11 protein-coding genes and 1 pseudogene are annotated in these 18,373 nt (G+C 62.4%); 11 read left to right on the top strand and 1 reads right to left on the bottom strand.

All coding sequences use genetic code 11. From position 1 onward, the window contains the following. Nucleotides 1–574 precede the first annotated feature (574 nt). The 11 genes from Q1L50_RS07570 to Q1L50_RS07520 all read left to right on the top strand — a co-directional run bounded on the left by Q1L50_RS07570 (nucleotide 575) and on the right by Q1L50_RS07520 (nucleotide 18,045). Nucleotides 575–2,029, top strand: coding sequence for an NAD-dependent succinate-semialdehyde dehydrogenase (locus tag Q1L50_RS07570; RefSeq protein ID WP_300337229.1), 1,455 nt, complete (start codon nucleotides 575–577; stop codon nucleotides 2,027–2,029). A gap of 29 nt (nucleotides 2,030–2,058) precedes the next feature. Further along, nucleotides 2,059–3,363, top strand: coding sequence for a 4-aminobutyrate--2-oxoglutarate transaminase (gene gabT / locus Q1L50_RS07565; RefSeq protein ID WP_300337227.1), 1,305 nt, complete (start codon nucleotides 2,059–2,061; stop codon nucleotides 3,361–3,363). 355 nt (nucleotides 3,364–3,718) lie between these two features. Beyond that, on the top strand, nucleotides 3,719–4,717 hold the full coding sequence (locus Q1L50_RS07560) for a carbon-nitrogen hydrolase family protein (protein WP_300337225.1): 999 nt from the start codon (nucleotides 3,719–3,721) through the stop codon (nucleotides 4,715–4,717). A gap of 162 nt (nucleotides 4,718–4,879) precedes the next feature. Then, the gene (locus Q1L50_RS07555; RefSeq protein WP_300337223.1) at nucleotides 4,880–6,349 is read left to right on the top strand and encodes a biotin carboxylase; all 1,470 of its coding nucleotides are present in this window, start codon (nucleotides 4,880–4,882) and stop codon (nucleotides 6,347–6,349) included. A gap of 16 nt (nucleotides 6,350–6,365) precedes the next feature. After that, a complete protein-coding gene (locus Q1L50_RS07550) occupies nucleotides 6,366–7,412 on the top strand; it encodes a C45 family peptidase (RefSeq protein WP_300337221.1) in 1,047 nt (348 codons plus the stop codon). Continuing rightward, entirely contained in the window at nucleotides 7,409–10,174 is a 2,766-nt protein-coding gene (locus tag Q1L50_RS07545; protein ID WP_300337219.1) for an aminotransferase class I/II-fold pyridoxal phosphate-dependent enzyme, read from the top strand. The genes Q1L50_RS07550 and Q1L50_RS07545 overlap by 4 nt, the downstream gene beginning before the upstream one ends. A gap of 75 nt (nucleotides 10,175–10,249) precedes the next feature. Next, a complete protein-coding gene (locus tag Q1L50_RS07540; RefSeq protein WP_300337217.1) occupies nucleotides 10,250–11,032 on the top strand; it encodes an enoyl-CoA hydratase/isomerase family protein in 783 nt (260 codons plus the stop codon). A 2-nt stretch (nucleotides 11,033–11,034) separates the two neighbouring features. After that, the gene (locus Q1L50_RS07535; RefSeq protein ID WP_300337216.1) at nucleotides 11,035–13,230 is read left to right on the top strand and encodes an acetate--CoA ligase; all 2,196 of its coding nucleotides are present in this window, start codon (nucleotides 11,035–11,037) and stop codon (nucleotides 13,228–13,230) included. Nucleotides 13,231–13,236: 6 nt separating this feature from the next. Continuing rightward, the gene (locus Q1L50_RS07530) at nucleotides 13,237–14,025 is read left to right on the top strand and encodes an enoyl-CoA hydratase-related protein (protein WP_300337214.1); all 789 of its coding nucleotides are present in this window, start codon (nucleotides 13,237–13,239) and stop codon (nucleotides 14,023–14,025) included. 365 nt (nucleotides 14,026–14,390) lie between these two features. Further along, a complete protein-coding gene (locus Q1L50_RS07525) occupies nucleotides 14,391–15,356 on the top strand; it encodes a TAXI family TRAP transporter solute-binding subunit (RefSeq protein ID WP_300337213.1) in 966 nt (321 codons plus the stop codon). Nucleotides 15,357–15,462: 106 nt separating this feature from the next. Next, nucleotides 15,463–18,045, top strand: coding sequence for a TRAP transporter permease (locus Q1L50_RS07520; RefSeq protein ID WP_300337211.1), 2,583 nt, complete (start codon nucleotides 15,463–15,465; stop codon nucleotides 18,043–18,045). A gap of 212 nt (nucleotides 18,046–18,257) precedes the next feature. Here Q1L50_RS07520 and Q1L50_RS07515 read toward each other — a convergent pair. After that, nucleotides 18,258–18,373, bottom strand: a pseudogene (locus Q1L50_RS07515) (IS1595 family transposase); the annotation flags it as partial.

The following is an 18,373-nucleotide window of genomic DNA, read 5'->3' as shown; positions in this document are numbered from 1 at the left end:
TCAAGAACCTCGTCCAGATTAAACCAAACCGGTCATCCCCCAGAAAATTCACGCAAAAGCCACATTTATCACATGCTTACAAGAACGGGGTATGACTTTGTTCTGATACGTTGAGAGCATTGGGGGGTGTATCAGTTTTGAATCGGTGACAAAGGAAGAACTGTGTCAGTTTTCAACCGGTGTTGACAGATGGGATCGGGCGCGGAGGCGACGTCCGATCGCCTTGATCGCGGAGCGCCCGTGCATACCGATCGCAGGCCGATGGCAAGCGTTTCGGGGTCGGCCTCGGCCGGGCGAACACGACCTCATTCTTGCCAGGCGGGCAAGCGGTGTCCGGGATTCACTCGGCTCGTTGTCGAAGCGGCAGCAAGTCAGGGTCACGCCGGGCGGCCGGTCGATCGTGAACGGGTCCAGATTGGTACCGTGGTTTCTGCAGAAATTGGTCCGATTTGGCACCGATTTTGCGCGTAGAGTCGACCTTTGATGGTGCATGCTGGCAGCAAGGTCTGCTCAGCAGCCGGGATTTCGGCGGCTTGAATGCGCCACGATCAACGTACCAGGAGGATCGAAGCCTGTGAAACTTGCCGATACGACGCTGCTCAGGCAGTTGTGTTACGTCAATGGGGAATGGTGTTGCGCGAACAATTCGCGAACCTTTCCGGTGATCAACCCGGCCACCGGCGAGCAACTGGCGACGGTGCCCGACGCAGGCGCGGGCGAAACCCGTCGAGCGATCGAGGCCGCTCGTGTCGCGCAGCCGGCTTGGCGTGCGAGGACCGCCGGCGAGCGGGCGAAGGTTCTGCGCCGGTGGTATGAACTGCTGCTTGCCAACCAGGAGGATCTCGCGCAACTGATGACCGCGGAGCAGGGCAAGCCGCTGCTCGAGTCGCGCGGCGAGATTGCCTACGCCGCCTCGTTCATCGAGTGGTTTGCCGAGGAAGGGAAGCGCGTCTACGGGGACATCATTCCGCCGCACCACGCCGACAAGCGCGTTCTCGTCGCCAAGGAGCCGATCGGCGTTTGCGCGGCGATCACGCCCTGGAACTTCCCCGCGGCGATGATCACCCGCAAGGTCGCTCCGGCGCTGGCAGCCGGCTGCTGCGTAGTGCTCAAGCCGGCGGAGGCGACGCCGCTGTCGGCGCTGGCGCTGGCGGAACTGGCGGAGCGGGCGGGCGTTCCGAAAGGCGTCTTCAACGTGTTGACCGGCGACGCGGTCGCGATCGGTGGCGAGCTGTGCGCCAATCCGACGGTGCGCAAGCTGAGCTTTACCGGGTCCACGGAAGTTGGTCGAATCCTCATGCAGCAGTGTGCGCCGACGATCAAGAAGCTGTCTCTGGAACTGGGCGGGAACGCGCCGTTCATCGTCTTCGACGACGCGGATCTCGATGCCGCGGTGCAGGGTGCGATGCTTTCCAAGTATCGCAACGCTGGCCAGACCTGCGTCTGCGCCAACCGCATCCTCGCGCAGGAAGGCATCTACGACGCTTTCGTCGAAAAGCTCGGAGCGGCTGTTGCCGGTCTGCGAGTTGGGAACGGGGTCGACGAGGGCGTCACCCAAGGTCCGCTGATCGACGTGGCGGCGATCGCCAAGGTCGAGGAACTGGTCGTCGATGCGTGCGACAAGGGCGCTCGGGTGGTTTGTGGTGGGCAGCGCCATGGTCTCGGTGGAACCTACTACGAACCCACCATTCTGGCCGACGTGACGCCGGCGATGCGCATCGCTCGCGAAGAAGTGTTTGGACCGGTGGCGCCGGTCTTCAGGTTCAAGACCGAGAGCGACGCGGTGGCGATGGCCAACGATACCGAATATGGCCTCGCTTCCTACTTCTATACCGAGAACCTGGCACGCAGCATGCGCGTGTCGAGTGCCCTGGAGTATGGCATTGTCGGTGTCAACACCGGTTTGATCTCGACCGAGGTCGCACCATTCGGCGGGATGAAGTCGTCTGGTCTGGGACGAGAGGGGTCCAAGTACGGAATCGAGGATTATCTCGAAATCAAGCATATTTGCATCGGTGGGATCAATTGAGCCTGCGGGCGAAAGCACTGGAGAAAGACATGAACGCACGTCACGATACGACCATGGAAACCAACGCCAGCTTGATGGCCCGACGCCAGGCAGCCCTGCCCAGAGGTGTTGGCCAGGCACACCCGCTGTTCGCCGAAAGGGCCGAAAATGCGGAAATATGGGATGTCGAGGGCCGTCGCTGGATCGACTTCTGCGCCGGTATCGCGGTAGTCAATACCGGCCACTGCCATCCGCGGGTGGTGGCTGCGGCCAACCAGCAACTGGCGGCATTTACGCATACCTGCTTTCAGGTGGTAGCCTACGAGTCGTACGTCGAGCTGTGCGAGCGACTCAATGCGGCGGCACCCGGCGCGACGCCGAAGAAGTCGTTTCTGGTCAATACCGGAGCTGAAGCGGTCGAGAACGCGGTCAAGATTGCCCGTGCGGCGACTGGCCGAACCGGTGTGATCGCCTTCGGCGGCGGTTTTCATGGTCGGACCATGTTCGGACTGGCGCTGACCGGCAAGGTGGCGCCGTACAAGGTCAAGTTCGGGCCGTTTCCGGGCGGCATATTTCACGTGCCGTTTCCGAATGCCTTGCACGGTGTTTCGGAAGACGATTCGATCGAGGCGATTGAACGACTGTTTGCCTACAGCATCGAACCCACGCAAGTCGGGGCGATCGTCATCGAGCCGGTGCAGGGAGAGGGTGGCTACCTGCCGGCACCGCTGGGTTTCTTGCGCCGCCTGCGGACCTTGTGCGATACGCACGGGATTCTGCTGGTTGCCGATGAGGTCCAGAGCGGTTTTGCCCGTTGCGGAAAGCTGTTCGCGATCGAACATTATGGCGTCGAAGCGGACATCATCACGCTGGCCAAGGGTCTTGGCGGAGGCTTGCCCGTCGCCGCGGTCGTCGGCAAGGCGCAGGTCATGGATGCCGCCGAGGTCGGTGGTCTGGGTTCCACCTATGCCGGAAGCCCGGTCGCCGTTGCCGGCGCGCTGGCGGTGCTGGACGTGATTGCCGAGGAGAAGCTGTGCGAGCGGTCGATGTTGCTGGGCGAGCGCATGCGCAAGCGCTTCGCCGCCATGCAGGAGAAGTATCCGGCGATCGCCGAGGTGCGCGGGCTCGGGGCGATGACAGCGGTGGAGTTCTGCCGCAACGGCGATCCGCGGCAACCGGCGCCAGACATCGCCACGGCACTGAAGAACGAAGCGGCAAAACGTGGTTTGTTGTTGCTGTTGTGCGGGGCGCACGGTAATGTACTGCGGGTAATGGTGCCGCTGACCATCCCGGAGGCGCTGCTGGATGAAGGCCTGGATGTGATCGAAGCCTCGCTGCAGGCGATTGGCGCCTGAACTTGCAGGCCGGAGCGGGTTTGATTTGGCCGCCAACCCGCTGTCGTCGGGAGGCTGGCGTCTGCCAGTCAGCGCCTGCTGTTGCAGGCGGGTCGGCGGCGCGGCAGCAAGAGCCCGCAATCAGGCGTGGCGCCGGGTTGGCCGCGGCTCGCGCAGTGATGACAACGGGTAAAGCGGTCATCATGTACTCCGTGAAGCCATCCAGGGAGGCGATGGCAGAAGTAAGGCCGCGGTCGTGAAGGGCGGCGACCAGTGATGACCGTCAGGAAGTCCGCTCGAGTTGGCTGCGGATCAACCTGACGGCGAGTCGAAAAATGACCATCCGCTCACCAGAAGCGGCAGGAGAAAGCACTTCATGATCCCTTTTTCAATTGCTGGCATCCAGATGAACATCTCGATGGAGCATGAGAACATCACGGCGATGGGCCACAAGCTGGACGTCGTCATGGCCCGCTTTCCCTGGGTGCAGATGGTGGTATTCAGCGAACTGGCCCCCTTCGGGCCGGTACCGTTCCACGCCCAGCAGACCGGCGGGGCGGCCGAACAGCTTTTTTGCCAGATGGCGGCCAAGCACGGCCTCTGGTTGCTGCCGGGTTCGATGTTCGAGCGCGTCGGTGATGACGTTTACAACACCACGTCGGTGATCGATCCGAACGGCAAGGTGGTCACCCGTTACCGCAAGATGTTCCCCTTTCTGCCCTACGAAATGGGCGTCAAGCCGGGTATCGAATTCTCGGTGTTCGACGTGCCCAACGTCGGGCGCTTCGGGGTTTCCATCTGCTACGACATGTGGTTTCCCGAAACGACCCGGACGCTGGTGGCGATGGGGGCCGAATGCATCCTCCATCCGACGATGACCGACACCATTGACCGCGATGTCGAGCTGCCGATCGCCCGTGCCAACGCCACCATCAACCAGTGCTACTTTTTCGATGTCAACGGCGTCGGCGACTGCGGCACCGGTCGGTCGATCATCGTTGGCCCTTCCGGTTACGTCATTCACGAGGCGGGTGGTGGCGAAGAGATCATGCCGGTGGAAATCGATCTGGCGCGCGTTCGCCGGGAGCGCGAGGTGGGGATCCGCGGCCTGGGCCAGACGCTCAAGAGCTTCCGCGACCGGCCGATCGAGTTTCCGGTCTACCAGAAACACCTGGGCAGGGAAGATGACTACTTGAATAGTCTGGGGCCGTTGATCAAGCCGACGCGCGGATCACGTTCGGACATTGCGGCGCCGCCAGCGGGTGCAGTCGCCGGCGCAGACGGTCCGATCGTCCGGGTGGCCGAACTCGATGCCCAGGCCAGTATCGCTGCTGCACTGGCGGAAAATGTTCCACCGTACCACTCCCATCCTTGACCAGTTCGCTTTTTCGGACGCCAGGAGGCTGACCCGGTGACCACCGCGCTACTCACCGGGGTGGCGCTGCTTGCCCTCTTCGGGATCGGGATCTTCGCGCTACAGCAAGGCCGCAGGAAAGAGACGCCTCAGACCAAGACACAAGCCCAGAGGAGACTAGAAATGACTCAGCCCGCAACGGCAGCGATCACCAGCATGTCGGATTTGCGCCTGTTCTTCCATCGGAACACCCGGCCGATCTATTTCATCAGCGCCACCAACTTCAATCTGGCCGGCATGGACGAACGGGTGCCGCACTTCAAGCACATCAACTACATCGACTGCTACGATGGCCGCCATCCGAACGTGTTCGTTCCCAGCGAGCAGCCGCATCCCGAGTTCGAAGGGATCGAGGACATCAACAACTATCTCCTGCAGAACAAGGAGGTCATCGACTATATCAAGCGTCAGGGCGGCGATCCGGTGGCTGTCTTCCTGATGTTCGACGAGAAGACCGAGGAGTTGTGCAAGGAGTTGGGGATCGAGCTGTGGTTTCCGCCGGCGTCGTTGCGCAAGCGCTGCGATAACAAGATGGAAACGGTTCGGATCGGCAACAAGGCGTCGGTGCCGTCGGTTCCGAACGTGCTGGCCAAGGTCGAAAGCTACGAACAGCTGATCAAGCTGACCGAGGAGAATGGGCTGGGCACCGATCTGGTGATTCAGTCGGCTTTCGGTGATTCGGGTCACACCACTTTCTTCATTTCCAACGAGGAGGAATGGAAGAAGTACGCCGACGAGATTGTCAAGGATCCCGAGGTCAAGGTGATGAAGCGGATCAACTGCCGCGGTGGCACGCTGGAAGCCTGCGTGACGCGTTGCGGTACGGTGGTCGGTCCGCTGCTGACCGAGATCGTCGGGGCCAAGGAGTTGACCCCGTACAAGGGCGGTTGGTGCGGCAACGAGGTCTTCCCCGGAGCATTTCCGGAAAAGGCCCGGATCACGGCCCGCGACTACGCTTATGCCTTCGGCAACCAGTTGCTCGAGGAAGGCTATCGCGGCTACTTCGACCTGGATTTTCTGGTCGACCAGGATACCGATGAGGTCTATCTGGGCGAACTCAACCCGCGTGTCTGCGGTGCCAGTCCGATGACCAACCACGCGGCCTTCGCCTATGCCGACGCGCCGTTGTTCTTCTTCCATCTGCTGGAGTTCAGCGGCGTGGACTTCAAGCTCGACGTGGCGGCATTGAACGAACGCTGGAAGAACCCCAAGTACATCGACAGCTGGAGCCAGCTGGTGATGAAGTACACCGACAAGACCGTGGATATGGTCGACCAGGCGCCACAATCCGGGATCTACCGAATGGACGAGGCCGGCAAGGTCAGCTACCACCGCTTCGACTATCACCGCCTGGCGGTCGACGGCGAACACGAGGCTTTCTGGCTGCGCATCACGGGCCCCGGCGACTATCGCTATGAAGGCGCGGATCTGGGGATCCTGATTACCCGCGGCCGCTCGATGACCGAGGAGTTCAAGCTGAACTCGCGGGCCTTGAACTGGATCAGCGGCATCCAGAGCTTCTACAAGGGCCGTCCGCTGGATACCGCCGTTCAGGAAGCGGCGCCGTCGGCCGGGGCGTTCAAGATCCTCTGACCATCGGCTGAGGTCGATGCCGCTTATTCAGACCCAGTCGCTGCTCTTCCGCGCGGTCGAGGAAGAACGACCGGGGGTGATCTGGAAATCGCTGTTCGGTGAGTTCTGGCCGTCGTATCGCCGCTGGTATCTGCAGGGCGGCGAGGCGGCGCGCCCCTACTATCTGCCGTGCCTGCGGGCGCTGCGCAAGCACATGCCGGAGCTGCTGCCAACCTATGACAAGCTGGCAGATCTGGCCGGTGGCGGCGACGTGGAAGCGCGCTTTCTGTCGCTGTTCTGTCCGCCGCCGTATGTCACGGCGTGTTCGCAAGTCGCACTGACCGGCAAGCGGCCGCTACTGGTACGCAACTACGACTATCCGCCGCAGCTGTGCGAAGGCGTGATCCTGAAGACGGCATGGAATGGCAGGCAGGTGATCGGCGTCAGCGACTGCGCGTGGGGTTTGCTCGACGGCATCAACGAGGATGGCCTGGCGGTGTCCCTGTCGTTTGGTGGTCGTCTCGACGTCGGCGAAGGTTTCGGAGTGCCGCTGGTCTTGCGCTACGTGCTGGAAACCTGCACTCGTGCCGATGAGGCCAGCGCCGCACTGGCGCGGGTGCCGGTGCATATGAGCTACAACGTGACCGTGATCGATCGTCGCGGGGAGTTCGCGACGGTCTACCTGGCCCCGGGCAAGACCGGCGACATCCGGCGTCTGGCGGCGGTGACCAATCACCAGCAGAAGGTCGAATGGCACCAGCACGCGCGTGCCACGTCGACCGTCGAGCGTCTTCGGCGGCTGCGGCTGATGCTGCAGGACAGCGAGTTGAGCAGCGAGAAGCTGATCGCGGCGTTCCTGCAAGCGCCGATCTACTCGCACGCGTTTGCCCGCGGTCTGGGTACGCTCTACTCGGCCGCCTACTGGCCGAGCGAAGGACGTGCCGATTTTTTCTGGCCAGGACTTGGCTGGTCACAGTCATTTGCAGATTTCATTCCGGGCGAGCGGCTTATCGAGTTTGGCAATTCGCCACGGCCACATCACATTACACGAGGCATCGACCTGCGTGAGGAGACAAGACCATGAAGGCAGACAGCAAGAGCAAGAAATCCCTTGGTGAATACTACAGCGCGCTGCAGCTGCGGACCGACCGCTGGAGTGCCCTGAAGATCGCCAGCGAACAACTCCTCGAAAGTCAAACCGAACGGAAGCGAATCTACGCCCAGAACAAGGTCGTCGAATTGATCGAGGCCTTGCGTCCGATCGAACTCTACTGGGCGTTCCCGGGTCACGATACCTTCGGCCGACTCGGCGAACTGGTCAGCACGGGTCGCTTTGACGTACTTGCAGGTACCGTGCGGAATATCTGCCGCTCGCTGCTGAGCAACAGCTATCGGCAGAATCCGCACCACCACGATGTCGAGGAGTTGTCCGAGGGCAGTCCCGACGACGAGTCCAATGAGCAGCGCGGCAAGGATTTGCTCTACTTTGAAGTGCTGATCGTAGACAACCTGTCAGCAATGCAGGAAGCGAATCTGCGTCGCACGCTTGGCGGAATGCGGCGTCTGGAGGACCCCTTCGTGTATGAGCTGGTGTTCGTGCCCAGCCTGACCGATGCCTTGATCGCCGTGATGTTCAACCACAACCTGCAGGCGGTAGTAGTTCGCAATGGCTTGAAGCGCGAGTCGGAGCAGACTCTGGAACTTCTCCACCGCTACCTGTCGCGGCTCGACGAGGAGGCCCTGGAGGCCATTGAACCCAAGGAGTACGGTCCCGAGCTATGCCGCTCGATCGCCAAGCTTCGTCCCGAGCTCGATGTCTACCTGTTTACCGACCAGTCGGTCGAAGAGATAGCCGGCACCCGGCTGGGCAACTGTCAGCGCGTCTTCTACAACCAGGAAGATCATCTGGACCTGCACCTGAACATCCTGCGCGGCGTCGCCAAGCGCTTTGAGGCGCCGTTCTTCAACGCCTTGACGGAATACGCCCGCAAGCCCACCGGCGTGTTTCACGCGATGCCGATCAGCCGCGGCAAGTCGATCACCTGTTCCCACTGGATCAAGGACATGGGCGACTTTTACGGGATGAACATCTTCCTCGCTGAAACCTCGGCTACCTCGGGCGGGCTCGACAGCCTGCTGGAACCGCACGGGCCGATCAAGAGGGCGCAGGAAAAGGCCGCTCGCGCCTTCGGCTCGAAACAGACGTTTTTCGCCACCAACGGCACCTCCACCTGCAACAAGATCGTCGTGCAAGCGATTGTCCGCCCGGGAGACATTGTTCTGGTCGATCGCGACTGCCACAAGTCGCACCACTACGGCATGGTCCTGGCCGGGGCGCAGGTGGTCTATCTCGACAGCTATCCGCTTGACGCCTATTCGATGTATGGCGCGGTGCCGACCCGGGAAATCAAGCACCGGCTGCTGGAGCTGAAGGCGGCTGGCAAGCTGGACCGGGTCAGGATGCTGCTGCTCACCAACTGCACTTTCGACGGCATCGTGTACAACGTCGAGCGGGTGATGGAGGAGTGCCTGGCGATCAAGCCGGACCTGGTCTTCCTGTGGGACGAGGCGTGGTTTGCCTTCGCCCGCTTTGGTCCGGCGTACCGGCGGCGGACGGCGATGCACTGCGCGGGGCAGTTGCGCGAGCGTTATCGTTCCGACGAGTATCGGGCGGCCTACGCCAAGTACCAGGCAAAGATGGTCGATGCCGACGACGAAACCTTGCTCAAGACCCGGCTGATGCCGGACCCGGACAAGGTGCGCGTGCGCGCTTATGCTACCCAGTCCACCCACAAGACGCTCACCGCTCTGCGCCAGGGTTCGATGATCCATGTCCACGATCAGGACTTCAAGGACGAGGTCGAGCAGGCCTTTCACGAGGCCTATATGACGCACACCTCGACCTCGCCCAACTACCAGATCATCGCCTCGCTGGACATCGGCCGACGGCAGGTTGAACTCGAGGGCTTCGAACTCATTCAGCGGCAGGTCGAGCAGGCCATGTCGTTGCGCAAGGTGATCAATACCCATCCGCTGATCAGCAAGTATTTCCACGTCCTCACCGTCGCCGAAATGATTCCTGCCGAGTATCGCAAGTCCGGCATCAAGAGTTACTGGGATCCCGAGCATGGCTGGAGTGACATCGTCAGCGCCTGGACCGAGGACGAATTCGTCCTCGACGCCACGCGGATCACCTTGTCGGTGTCCGCGTCGGGCTGGGATGGGGATACCTTCAAGAACGCGATCCTGATGGACAGGCACGGCATCCAGATCAACAAGACCTCGCGCAACACCGTGCTGTTCATGACCAACATCGGGACCACGCGCTCGTCGGTAGCCTATCTGATCGAGGTGCTGGTCAACATTGCCCGCGATCTGGATGAACGCCTGGACTACGCCAGCAACGTCGAGCGCAAGATCTTTGACCGGCGGGTCAAGGCCTTGCGCGAGGATCTGCCGCCCTTGCCGGACTTCAGTCGCTTCCACGATTCGTTTCGCCTGAGCTCCGGCGAAGGTACCCCCGAGGGCGACATTCGGTCGGCGTATTTCCTGGCCTACGACGAAAGCAAGTGCGATTACGTGCCGATCGCGGGCAACGCCATCGAGAAGGCAATTGCCGCCGGCCGCCAGCTGGTGTCCACCACTTTTGTCATTCCCTATCCGCCCGGTTTTCCGATTCTGGTCCCGGGCCAGGTGATCAGTCAGGAAATCATCACCTTCATGCGCGCCCTGGACGTCAAGGAGATTCATGGCTACCGGCCCGAACTCGGCTTGCGCATCTTTACCGAGGACGCGCTGGCGGCACTCGAGGCATCGCCGTCGTCGATTCAGGAACTGCCTGCTTGAGATCGCCCGGCGCGGTTCCCCGGTTTTCGAGTGGCGCCCGTGGGTTCATTTACCGCAGACAGAGGAGTGCTGCCTGTGCTGACCGAAACGATCATCTATCGATCCGCCGGCGGGATCGCCGAGATCCGTCTGAATCGACCGCAGCGGCTCAACGCGGTGACCCAGCAACTGTACGACGAACTCACCGTCGCGCTGGGTATCGCCGAGGCCGACCGCGATGTGCGCGTGGTGCTGTTGACCGGCGAGGGCCGGGCCTTCTGCGTCGGCGCTGATCTCAAGGCGCACCAGGCCGGGCGAACGGCGTTCGACCGAAGACAATACCTGCAGGGCGAGCAGATCGTCTGCAAGCGGCTACTGCTGCTGTCGAAGCCGGTCGTCGCCGCCGTCAATGGCTACGCGCTCGGCGCCGGCGCGGAAATGGCCATCGCAGCGGACTTTCTGCTGATGGCCGAGAGCGCGCAGATCGGCCTGCCGGAAATCAGCATCGGTACCTTCCTGGGGGGGGGCGTCACCTACCTGCTGCCGCGCCTGGTCGGGCTGGCCAAGGCGCGCGAGCTGGTCTTTCTGGGCGAACGGATCGGGGGTGCCGAGGCGATGCGCATCGGGCTGGCCAACCGGGTGTTGCCAGATGACGGATTTATCGACGCGGCGCGAGAGTTCGCCGGCAAGATCGCCGGCAAGGCGCCGTTCTCGATGCAGCTGGCCAAGGAGCAGCTGAACATGGCGGCTGAACGCACCCTCGACGCCGCGCTGACCGCCGAGCTCGAAGGCATGATGTTCGTCGGCACGACGCAGGACTGGCAGGAAGGCATCGACGCTTTCGCCGAAAAGCGCCCGCCGGTTTTCAGGGGGCGCTGACCATGGATACCAACCATCCGGCAGCACAACGCAGCCCCTTGCACGACTTCCTCGCCCCCGATTCGATCGCCATTGTCGGCGCCTCCGCCGATCCCACCAAGCGCGGCTACAAGGCGATGGTCGGTCTGATCAAGGACGGCTATCCGGGCAGGATCTACCCGATCAATCCGAAAGTGGACATGGTGCTCGGCGTCAAGGCCTATCGCTCGCTGGCCGATATTCCGGGGACCGCCGATCTGGCGCTCATTTGCACCCCTGCGTCCACGGTGCCGGGCCTGCTGGAGGAGTGCGGCAGGAAAGGCGTCAAGGGTGCGGTGATCCTGGCCAGTGGATTTCGCGAAACGGGCCGTCCCGACGGCATCAGGCTTGAGCAGGAGCTGCTGGCCGCCGCCCGGCGCAGCGGCGTGCGGGTCATCGGCCCGAACACGTCGGGGATGTTCAACCTGCACAAGAAGGTCAATCTGCTGGCGCTGAACAACGTCAAGGCCGGCGATATCGGCCTGATCTCGCAATCGGGCAACATGCTGCTGGCGCTGGTGCTCGAAGCCGAGCGCAACGGCCAGGTCGGCTTCAGCACCTATGCCGGTCCAGGCAACCAGGCCGATATCGGCTTCAACGACTACCTCCGCTATCTTGGCGAGGACGCGAACACGCGCGTCGCCACGCTCTACGTCGAAGGCTTTCGCGACGGGCGGCGATTCCTCGACGCGGCGCGCGAGATTACCGTGCTCAAGCCGGTGGTGGTCTACAAGTCCGGGTCGACCGCAGCCGGTCAGAAGGCGGCCAGTTCGCATACCGGGGCGCTGGCCGGCAGCTACGCGATGACCGTCGACCTGTTGCGGCAGGTGGGCGTCAGCGTGGTGCAGCATTCGGACGAGATTCTGCCAGTCGCCGAGGGCCTGGCCCTGCTGCAGAAGGCACGCGGCAAGCGCGTTGCGGTGGTTGCCGACGGTGGCGGCCAGGCGACCATCGCCTCCGACCGACTGACCGAAGCCGGCCTGGAACTGGCCGAGCTGAGCGAAGAAACGCGCCAGCGGCTTGGCAGAATCCTCTTCCCGCAGGCCTCGCTGGTCAATCCCGTCGACGTTGCCGGCAGCAGCGATGCCAACCCGGCGCTGCTTGCCGATTGTCTGGAAATCGTTGCCGAAGATGACCAGGTCGACAGCATCTTCCTGGTCGGGATGTTCGGTGGCTATCACACCCGCTTTGCCGAAGACCTGCTGGGCGGCGAGATGCGCGGTGCAGAATCGATGATCGAGCTGGCCCGCAGGACCGACAAGCCGCTGGTGGTCTATAGCCTCTATGCGCCTGTCAATCCACCGGCGTTGCGTCGGCTGCATCAGGCCGGGCTGCCGGTGTATAGCTCGATCGAGCACGCGGTGCGGGTATTGTCGGCGCTGGGCGAGCGCGGGCTGTACCTGGCGGCCCGCGCCGGTGACCGGAAGCTGCCGACGGTGCTCCCGAATCGTCGGGCGCAGGCTGTTCTTGCCGCGGCGCAGGCCGAGGGGCGGGACCTGTTCGAGTTCGAAGCCAAGGACCTGCTGCGCGCGCATGGCGTCGCCGTTCCGGAAGAAATGCTCGCTGGCGCCGCCGGCGACCTGGCCGGAATCGCCGAGCACTTTGCCGAGCAGCCGGTGGCGATGAAGGTGGTGTCCCGGGATATCCTGCACAAGTCGGATGCTGGCGGGGTCAGACTCAAGGTCGTGGGCGAGGCTGGCATGCGCGTCGCTTTCGACGAGATCATCGATTCCTGCCGGGCCTACGATCCGCAGGCAGTGATCAAAGGGGTACTGGTCACGCCGATGGCGCGCAAGGGTGTCGAGGTGATCATCGGCGTTATTCGCGACCCGGTTTTCGGGTCCGTGCTGATGTTCGGGCTGGGAGGCATCTTCGTCGAAATCCTCGAGGACGTCGCTTTTCGCGCGATTCCCCTGTCGCACGACGATGCGTGTTCGATGGTCGGTCAAATCAAGTCGCGAAAGATCCTCGAAGGCGTTCGCGGCGAAGCGGCGGTCGACAAGGGCGCTTTGGTCGATTTGTTGTTGAAAGTGTCGAGCATCGTCGACGCCTACCCGCAACTGGCCGAGCTGGACCTCAATCCGGTCATTGCTCTGGACGATGGCTATGCCGTGGTCGACGCCCGGATAATCGTCGACCGGGCCGCTGCCGGCAAGAACGACAATCCCCGGGAAGGATGATTCGCAATGAACGCACCGCTGCTCTGTGACTCCCTGCTCGAACTCGACCACCGTGTCGCCACCCTGACGCTCAATCGCGACGATGTCCGCAACGCGCTGACCGGTACGCGCCTGATCGACGAGATCGTCAGCGTCGCCGACTGGGTCAACCGCTGTGACGACGTATCCGTACTGGTGATCACCGGTGCCGGGTCGGCCTTCTCGGCGGGCGGCAACGTCAAGGACATGGCCAGGCGCAGCGGTGATTTCGCGGGCGGCGTGGCCGAGGTCGCCCAGCGCTATCGCCGCGGCATTCAGCGGATCCCGCTGGCGCTGAACGACGTTGAAGTGCCGGTGATCGCGGCGATCAACGGTGCGGCTGTTGGCGCCGGTTTCGATCTCGCCAATATGGCAGATATCCGCCTTGCCTCAAGCCGGGCCACCTTCGGCGAGACCTTCCTCAACCTCGGCATCATTCCTGGTGACGGCGGCGCGTGGTTCATGCAGCGGCTGATCGGCTACCAGCAGGCATTCGAGCTGACCCTCAGCGGACGCATGGTGACCGCCGCCGAAGCCAGGACGCTCGGGGTCGTGCTCGAGGTGCTCGAACCCGAGCAGCTGATGCCCAGGGTACTGGAACTTGCCGCGCGCTTTGCTGCCCAGCCGGCGAAGGCGGTGCGCCTGACCAAGCGCCTGATGAAGATGGCACAACGCATGCAGCTGAGGGACTTCCTCGATCTTTGCGCGTCGTTTCAGGGGATGTGCCACAACGAAGCGGAGCATCTCGAGGCGGTGCAGCGAATGCTGAAGAAATGACGCGATGGCCACCGTATCGCGTGAGCAAGACAACGATGTCCACGGCCTGGTGTGGGATTGGTGTCAGATTGGTCCCAGCTATTTCGCTGGAATTGGTCTTGGCGCGACCCTGTTTTGTGTGTACAGTCGATCGTGTTGGCATCTTGTGGGCTGCCGATGGCGCAGTGTTTCTGTGGATTGCTGTTCGCCAACAGCGCAGATAGCGCCGGAACGTGCTGATGCAAAGCTACCCGGTCAGTGCTTTGGCATCGATGGGAAATCAATGTGCAGGCGGTTCGCACACCTTCCGATGACCAGACCAGTACCGGTAGGCAGTGGCCGCACAGTTCGTTGTCGTTGATAAATTATAAGGAAGGAGACTCACCATGAAGAAACTTACAACCCTTGCCGCCGCCCTGGCGGTATGCGCCAGCCTCGGCAGTCCGGCGGCGATTGCGCAGCAGAAGTTCGTCACCATTGGCACCGGCGGCGTGACCGGTGTGTATTACGCAGCGGGCGGAGCGATCTGCCGCCTGATGAACAAGGAAAAGGCCAAGCACGGAATTCGCTGCTCGGTCGAGAGCACCGGTGGTTCGGTGTACAACGTCAATACCATCAAGGCCGGCGAACTCGACTTCGGCGTTGCGCAGTCCGACGTGGCGTACAACGCGATGAAGGGAACCGAGCAGTTCAAGGGCGCTCCCTTCCCCGAGTTGCGCTCGGTCTTCTCGATTCACCCCGAGCCGCTGGTGGTGCTCGCCCGCAAGGACGCCAATGTCAAGTCCTTGCTCGACTTCAAGGGCAAGCGCTTCAATATCGGCAACCCGGGCTCGGGTCAGCGCGCAACGATGGATGTCCTGCTGCCGGCGATGGGGATGAAGACCAGCGATTTCTCGCTGGTCTCCGAGATGAAGGCCGACGAACACGGTGCGGCGCTGTGCGACAACAAGATCGACGGCTTCGCCTACGTCGTCGGCAACCCGTCGGCGAACATCCAGGACCCGACCACCACCTGTGGCGCGCAGTTGATCAACATCATCGGGCCGGCGGTCGATAAGCTGGTCAAGACCTATCCGTACTACGCGGCGGTGACGATTCCCGGCGGCATGTATGCGAACAACCCGAACCCGACCAACACCTATGGCGTCGTAGCGGCCTTTGTCTCTTCTTCAAAGGTTTCCAACGATGTCGTTTATCAGATGGTGAAGGCGGTCTTCGACAACCTGGACGACTTCAAGAAGCTGCACCCGGCGTTCAGCCATCTTGATCCCAAGGAAATGATCAAGAACGGCCTGTCGGCACCGCTGCATGACGGTGCCGTGAAGTACTACAAGGAAAAGGGCTGGATGTAATTCGCCTGGAAAGAACCGGGATCGGCGAGACCCTGGCCTTCCCCGGCGGCCCTGCTGACGGCCCCGATCGGGGCCGTTTTTCCTTGAAGTCTGCGGAGATGCGCACATGACTGACAAAGAACCTGAAGCCGTCCTCTCGGACGAGCAACTCAAGCAACTGGTCGCCGAGGCTGACACCGGTGGCCGCAAGCCGACCGGCGCGGTGGCGAAACTGGTGATGTTGACGGCGCTGGCGTGGTCGCTGTTCCAACTCTGGATCGCCTCGCCGCTGCCGTATTCTCTGGGCATTTTCGTCCTCAATGACACCGAGTCGCGTTCGGTCCACCTGGCCTTCGCCATCTTTCTCGCCTTTCTCGCGTATCCCGCTTTCAAACGTTCGCCGCGTGACTACGTCCCGGCGCTGGACTGGATCCTGGCGCTGGCAGGCGTCTTCTGCGCTTCATACCTGTTCGTGTTCTACGCGCAACTGTCCACGCGCCCTGGTCAACCGACAACCCTCGACCTGGCCACTTCGGTCTGCGGCATCGTTCTGCTGCTCGAAGCGGCGCGGCGCTCGCTTGGCCTGCCGATGGTCATCCTGGCGGCGATCTTCATCGGCTACATCTTCCTCGGCCCGTACATGCCGGACATGATCGCGCACAAGGGCGCCTCGCTGGGCAAGGGCATGTCGCACCTGTGGCTGAGCACCGAGGGCGTTTTCGGCGTCGCGCTCGGCGTCTCGTCGGGTTTCATCTTCCTGTTCGTCCTGTTCGGCGCGCTGCTGGAAACGGCCGGCGCCGGCAACTACTTCATCAAGTCGGCCATCTCGCTGCTCGGCCACCTGCGCGGTGGCCCGGCGAAGGCCGCGGTGGTCGCTTCGGCTTGCACCGGCGTGATTTCCGGATCGTCGATTGCCAACGTCGTCACCACCGGGACGTTCACCATCCCGTTGATGAAGCGCGTGGGCTATCGTCCTGACAAGGCCGCCGCAGTCGAGGTTGCCGCTTCGGTCGACGGCCAGATCATGCCGCCGGTGATGGGCGCCGCGGCTTTTCTGATGGTCGAGTACGTCGGCATTCCCTATACGCAGGTGCTGAAGCACGCGATCCTGCCGGCGCTGATTTCGTACATCGCGCTGTTCTACATCGTGCACCTCGAAGCGATGAAGGCCGACATTCGCGGTATCCCGCACAAGCACGAGAACTCGTTCAGCTCGCGGATGATTTCCTTCCTGATGACCGTGTCGGGCATGGTCATCCTGGCTGGGGTCGTGTACTACGGGCTGGGCTGGATCAAGGACTTCACCGGCGATGCCTCGCTGTATATCGTCGGTGTCCTGATGCTCGCCACCTACGTCGGCCTGTTGAAGTTCGGTACCGGCTATCCGGAACTGCACATGGATGATCCGAACGTGCCAATCGAAACGCTGCCCGACGCGGGCCCGACGCTGAAATCGGGCCTGCACTTCCTGTTGCCGGTGGTGGTGCTGATCTGGAATCTGATGGTCGAGGAACTGTCGCCCGCGTTGTCGGCGTTCTGGGCGACTGTGTTCCTGATGTTCATCCTGGTCACCCAGCGACCGATCATTGCCCACTTCCGCAGCCGTGGCGATCTTGGCGGCGCGTTTCGCCAGGGTGCTCAGGATCTGCTCGACGGTCTGGTCACCGGTGCGCGCAACATGATCGGCATCGGTATCGCCACCGCCGCCGCCGGCATCATCGTCGGCACCGTGACGCTGACCGGCATCGGCCTGGTGATGACCGAACTGGTCGAACTGATCTCTGGCGGCAACCTGATGGTCATGCTCGGGCTGGTGGCGGTGATCTGCCTGATCCTGGGCATGGGACTGCCGACGACCGCCAACTACATCGTGGTGTCGACACTGATGGCGCCGGTGGTCGTCGAGCTCGGTGCGCAGAGCGGCTTGCTGGTTCCGCTGATTGCCGTGCACCTGTTCGTCTTCTATTTCGGACTGATGGCCGACGTGACGCCACCGGTCGGCCTGGCGTCGTATGCCGCGGCCGGGATCGCCCGCTGCGATCCGATCAGGGTCGGCGTCACCGCTTTCGGCTATAGCATTCGTACGGCGATCCTGCCGTTCATGTTCATCTTCAACACGCAACTGCTGCTGATCGGCATCGACAGTGCTTGGCACCTGTTCCTGACGGTATTTACGGCGATCGTCGCCAATCTCGTCTTCGCGGCGGCGACGCAGGGATGGTTCATGGCCCGTAACCGGGCATGGGAGGCGGTGGTGCTGCTGCTGGTAACCTTTACGCTCTTTCGTCCGGGATTCTGGATGGACATGATTCACCCGCCGTACGACAAGGTGGCGCCGACCAGGATCATGGAGGTGATCGAAAAAGCGCCTACCGACGATCGCCTGCGGGTATGGGTCGAGGGCGAGGACATCAACGCGAAGCAGATCTACAAGGGCGTGTTGCTGCCACTCGGGCAGCAGGCACCGGCGCTGCAGCGACTCAACGCCGCCGGTCTGAGCCTGATGGAGGTTGACGGGAACCTCGATATCATGGCCGTGAAGTTCGGTAGCCGGGCCGCCAAGCTCGGTCTCGAACAGGGCTTCAAGATCACTTCGATCGAAGTGCTTGCCGAGCGACCGGCCAAGGAATGGTTCTTCATTCCTGCTCTGGTCCTGTTGGGTTTGATCGTTGTCATTCAGCGCCGCCGTGCCGGGGTGGCCGCCACCTGACGCGCGAAGTGGAAGTCGTTTTCGTTGCCGCCGCTGGCCGGGGAGCGCAAGTTCGTACTCTCGTGGCGCTCAGTTCCCGGCGCATGGGCCGTGTCCGCAGCCAGCCACCGCCCCGTCGAGGGCCACGGTGTCGATCAGCGATTAGGTGATCAGTCCCGACAGCGGGTTGTTCTCGATCAGCGGGATGAACTCGCCCGCAAGGATTGACCTGATTAGCGCTGTGCTTCAGCCAACCGGAGCCAGACCTCGGGGCGCTTGCCGGTGGTGGCGGCGGCACGGATGAGGCGTCGCAGGATGATCTTGAGGTCGAAGCGGCGGTTGAAGCGGT

Origin of the sequence: Accumulibacter sp., assembly GCF_029255145.1 — a bacterium.
GTDB lineage: Bacteria > Pseudomonadota > Gammaproteobacteria > Burkholderiales > Rhodocyclaceae > Accumulibacter.
Note: the sequence above shows the minus strand (reverse complement) of the source record. Positions and strands in the feature narration are given on the sequence as shown.